Raw genomic sequence first — 5,251 nt, 5'->3', positions numbered from 1 at the left:
TTAAGCAAAACGACCAAGAAATAAGAGGTATTTTAGCAAAAGTTGGTTGATTTTTCTATGGTTATTGTTAGTTTTATTGTTATAAATCAATGTTTTGTGTGGTTTTTAAGGATTGACTACTTAATCAACGGCTTCGATTTTAGATAGGTTCTGATAACCTTTCGGCAACAAGTTACCGCGTTTTGCACGCACACCCATATAATTGGTTAAGTCTTGAAATTTAATGGTTAAATGACGCTTACCTGCCGTTACTTTAAGGTTTTGTGTGTCTAACAATACACACACACTCACCACAAATTCTTCACCAGAAATCCTCTCTTTCGATGGGATTTGAATGAGTTTGTTGCCCTTGCCTTTTGACAAGATTGGCAACTCAGATACTGGGAATATCAGCAACCTGCCACGATTGGTGGTAGCGGCAACAAACTGTTTTTCTAAATCATTGACCTTAATTACCTTCATAACTTTAGCAACACCTGGCAATGATAATGAAGCCTTACCTGCTTTTTTCTTTGATAATAAATCACCAATGGTAGCAATAAAACCATAGCCTGCATTTGATACAAGTAGGATATTTTGGCTATCATCGCCCATCACGACATCAACAAATTTAGCATCTGCTGGTGGTGTAAGCTTTCCTGTCAGTGGTTCACCTTGCCCTCTTGCGCTTGGCAAAGAATTAGCAGTTAGTGCGTAAGAACGCCCTGTTGAATCCAAGAAGACTGCTACCTTGTTACTACGGCCTTTAGCACTGGTTAAATAATTATCGCCAGATTTATAATTCAAAGTAGTCGGGTCGATGTCATGCCCTTTAGCACTACGCACCCAGCCCTTGTCACTCAGCACCACTGTCACATTTTCAGCAGGCACTAAATCATCTTCATTAAAGGCTTGTGCTTGTGCAATATTTGAATTAATACTTGAGCGTCTTTCATCGCCAAAGTCTTTAATAATGGCTTTAAGTTCTTTTTTAATATAAGTTTTTAGACGTCTGTCACTTGACAATAGCAACTCTAATTTTTCTTTTTCTTCTGCCAATTCTTTTTGCTCGCCTTGAATTCTCATTTCTTCTAATTTAGCAAGGTGACGAAGTTTTAGCTCTAAGATTGCTTCGGCTTGTATTTCGCTAAGTTTAAAACGCGATATTAATACTGGCTTTGGCTTATCCTGCGCACGAATAATCGCAATCACTTCTTCAATATTTAAAAATGCAATCAATAAACCATCTAAGATATGTAGGCGCGCCAAAATCTTATCAAGGCGGTAATTTAAGCGCTTGGTAACCACTTGGATGCGATAAGTTAGCCATTCCTTAATCATTGGGATAAGTGGCTTAACCTGTGGTTTACCATCCAAACCAATCACATTCATATTAACGCGATAATTTTTCTCTAAATCGGTAGTCGCAAATAAATGCAACATTAACGCATCAGCATCCACGCGATTTGACCTTGGGACAATCACAATCCTAGTTGGATTTTCATGGTCAGATTCATCCCGAATATCTTCAACCAATGGCAGTTTTTTCTTACGCATTTGGTCGGCAATTTGCGTAATAACTTTAGATCCAGAAGTTTGAAAAGGCAATGTTTCAACAATAATATTACCTTTTTCTTTTTGATAAGTGGCACGCATTTTGACCGAGCCATGACCTGTGGCATAAATTTGTCTAATATCTGCCTCATTCGATACAATATCAGCACTCGTTGGATAATCCGGTGCCGGCATAATCTTCATGATCTCATCTAATTCTGTAGCAGGTTCATCCAATAATTGAATACAAATATTCACAACTTCAGTCAAATTATGCGGTGGCACATCTGTTGCCATACCAACAGCAATACCTGAAGTGCCATTTAAGAGTAAATTAGGCACTTGCGCCGGTAAGTTTTTAGGCTCTTGTAATGAACCATCAAAATTATCCGCCCAATTAACCGTACCTTGGTTGATTTCACTGAGCAATAAATCTGCATAACGAGAAAGTTTGCTCTCGGTATAACGCATTGCTGCAAATGATTTAGGGTCATCAGGTGCGCCCCAGTTCCCTTGTCCGTCAATAAATGGATAACGATAAGAAAAAGGTTGCGCCATCAACACCATCGCTTCATAACAGGCGCTGTCGCCATGCGGATGGAATTTACCTAAAACATCGCCCACAGTACGGGCAGATTTTTTGAATTTTGCTGTGGATTTGAGTCCTAATTCACTCATCGCATAGACGATACGGCGCTGTACAGGCTTGAGTCCATCACCCACAAATGGCAATGCACGGTCAAGAATAACATACATAGAATAATCAAGATAAGCATTCTCACTAAATTGTGCAACACTTTGTTGCTCAAGGCCGATTTGGCTCATTTTTCCCCTATAAAGAACACAAAAGTTCGGATTATTTTAGCTTAAATCTTCAAAGGCTTCAATGGCAATACACGAACAAAACAAATTTCGGTCGCCATACACATTGTCAATACGCTTCACTGGCGGAAAATATTTATTCTGTTTTAAAGACTCAACAGGATACAGCGCTGTAGTGCGTGAATAAGGGTAACCCCAATCTCCTGCCATTTCAAGTGCGGTGTGCGGTGCATTTTTCAGTGGGTTGTTGTCCTTATCCCATTGTCCAGAAATTACATTTTGAATTTCATCATGGATACTCACCATCGCAATAATAAATCTATCAATTTCTCGCTTTGATTCACTCTCGGTCGGCTCAATCATGAGTGTACCTGCCACTGGAAACGACATCGTTGGCGAATGAAAACCATAATCCATTAAACGCTTGGCAATGTCTTCTTCCGTGATGCCGCTGGCATCTTTCAAAGGGCGAATATCAATAATGCATTCGTGTGCCACCATACCTTGCTCGCCACGATAAAGAATTGGAAAATAGTCTTTTAATTCATTGGCAATATAGTTAGCACTGACAATAGCAACTTCGGTTGAACGCTGCATACCATACTTACCTAATAATTTAATATACGACCATGAAATCGGCAAAATTGAAGCAGAGCCATACATCGCTGCTGAAACAGCATTTGAATCTTTAATTAATGGGTCGCCTGGTAAAAATTGTGCCAAATGTGCCTTAACACCAATAGGTCCCATACCCGGGCCACCACCACCATGCGGAATAGCAAAAGTTTTATGTAAGTTAATGTGTGATACATCTGCACCAAACTCACCCATACGGGTAATGCCCACCATCGCATTTAGATTAGCACCATCTAAATAAACCTGCCCACCTCTGGTGTGAATAATTTCACAGATTTTTTGTATTTGAACTTCAAACACGCCATGTGTTGAGGGATAAGTAACCATAATTGCGGAAAGATTATCAGCATGTTTTTGTGCTTTTTCTTGCAAATCATCCACATCAATATTACCTGAGGCATCACATTTTACAATCACCACCTTCATCCCTGCCATCACTGCACTAGCCGGGTTTGTACCATGTGCAGAAGATGGAATTAGGCAGATGTTACGATGTGTATCACCACAAGACTGGTGATACGCATGAATCGCAAGTAGTCCTGCAAACTCACCTTGAGAGCCTGCATTTGGTTGCAATGACACCGCATCATAGCCTGTTACTTCACAAAGAGCGTGCTCTAAATCTTTAAATAATTGCTGATAGCCTTGCGTTTGCTCTATTGGTGCATAAGGATGCAGTTGTGAAAAACCCGGCAACGAAATTGAATACATTTGCGTAGCAGCATTTAGTTTCATGGTACAAGACCCCAGTGCAATCATTGAATGATTAAGCGCAATGTCTTTATTCTCTAAACGCTTTAGATAACGCATCATTTCAGTTTCACTATGATACAAACTAAATACAGGATGCGTTAGATACTCAGAATCTCTAGTCACATCAGAGGCAAAATTAGTCATACCATCGCTGGCCACATAAGCGATTATAAGGGCATCTAATAATGCTGATAAATCTTTCTCGCTAGTGCTTTCATCCACTGCAATGGTGAGTTGATTGTCACTTAATAAGCGACAATTAATACCTTTGTCCTGTGCTTGATTAAACAGCATTTTTGCCTTATCAGTATTGACAGTAATGGTGTCAAAAAATTGCTCACTTACCAATGTAAACCCTGCCTCAGTAAAACTCTTGGCAAGTGTTAATGCCTTTAAATGTACTTCAGTGGCAATCTTTTTCAAACCTTTAGCGCCATGATAAATACCATAAGCAGCTGCTAATACTGCTAACAAAACTTGTGCAGTGCAAATATTACTGTTTGCCTTGTCACGGCGAATATGTTGCTCACGCGTTTGCAAAGACATACGCATTGCCGGATTACCAAGTGTGTCTTGTGACACACCAATAATGCGCCCCGGTACCATGCGTTTAAACTCATCACGGGTGGCTAAAAATGCAGCATGAGGACCACCAAAACCCATCGGTACGCCAAAACGCTGAGAATTACCAATAGCAATATCTGCACCCATCTCGCCTGGCGTTTTAATTAAGGTTAGTGCCAAAAGGTCGCAAGCAACAATGGTTAAGACATTTTGTATTTTGGCTTTTTCAATATCAGCGCTCAAATCACGCACTTCGCCGTTCGTACCCGGTGATTGCAACAAAACAGCGAAACAATCCGAGAAATCATTACCTTGGACATCTGCCACCACTAACTTGATACCCAATGGCTTGGCACGCGTTTGTAAAATCGTAATGGTTTGTGGATGGGTATTACTGTCACACAGAAATTTATTAGACTTGTTTTTACGATTGGCGCGATGTGCCATCATCATCGCCTCAGCAGCGGCAGTTGGCTCGTCTAATAAAGAAGCATTGGAGATATCCATGCCCGTTAAATCAATAATCATTTGCTGAAAATTGAGCAACATTTCCAAACGCCCCTGAGAAATCTCAGCTTGATAAGGGGTATAAGCGGTATACCAGCCAGGATTTTCTAGAATATTTCGCTGAATGACGCTTGGCATTAAAGTGCCATAATAACCCTGTCCGATAAAATTGGTGGCAATGATATTTTCGCCAGCCAATTTGGTTGCCAGTGTCAAAGTATCTCGCTCGCTTAATCCTTTGTCAAGCGCCATTCGATTGCCAAATAAAATACCCTCAGGCACCGTTTTCGAGACCATCTCATCAATTGAATTTTGTCCGGTTGCCTGCAACATTGCGGTAATATCTGCTGCATTGAGACCAATGTGTCTATCTAAAAATTCGTCACTCATCATGAATATAAAAACACTAAATAAAAAAGCATTTTATCTTATCAAA

General features: G+C 40.2%; 2 protein-coding genes. Both read right to left on the bottom strand.

Annotated elements, in window-relative coordinates; all coding sequences use genetic code 11:
• Positions 1 to 120 precede the first annotated feature (120 nt).
• Entirely contained in the window at positions 121 to 2,358 is a 2,238-nt protein-coding gene (gene parC / locus BAZSYMA_RS03905; RefSeq protein WP_090715828.1) for a DNA topoisomerase IV subunit A, read from the bottom strand.
• 36 nt (positions 2,359 to 2,394) lie between these two features.
• Entirely contained in the window at positions 2,395 to 5,205 is a 2,811-nt protein-coding gene (gene gcvP / locus BAZSYMA_RS03900; protein WP_090715827.1) for an aminomethyl-transferring glycine dehydrogenase, read from the bottom strand.
• Positions 5,206 to 5,251: the final 46 nt, after the last annotated feature.

Source organism: Bathymodiolus azoricus thioautotrophic gill symbiont, assembly GCF_001298715.1.
In the GTDB taxonomy this organism is placed as follows: domain Bacteria; phylum Pseudomonadota; class Gammaproteobacteria; order PS1; family Pseudothioglobaceae; genus Thiodubiliella.
The sequence above is the reverse complement of the archived record's forward strand: the minus strand, read 5'-3'. Positions and strand labels throughout refer to the sequence as shown.

Coding starts and splice junctions, on each gene's coding strand:
- parC (WP_090715828.1), bottom strand. CDS start 2,358: ATGAGCCAAATCGGCCTTGAGCAACAAAGTGTTGCACAATTTAGTGAG.
- gcvP (WP_090715827.1), bottom strand. CDS start 5,205: ATGAGTGACGAATTTTTAGATAGACACATTGGTCTCAATGCAGCAGAT.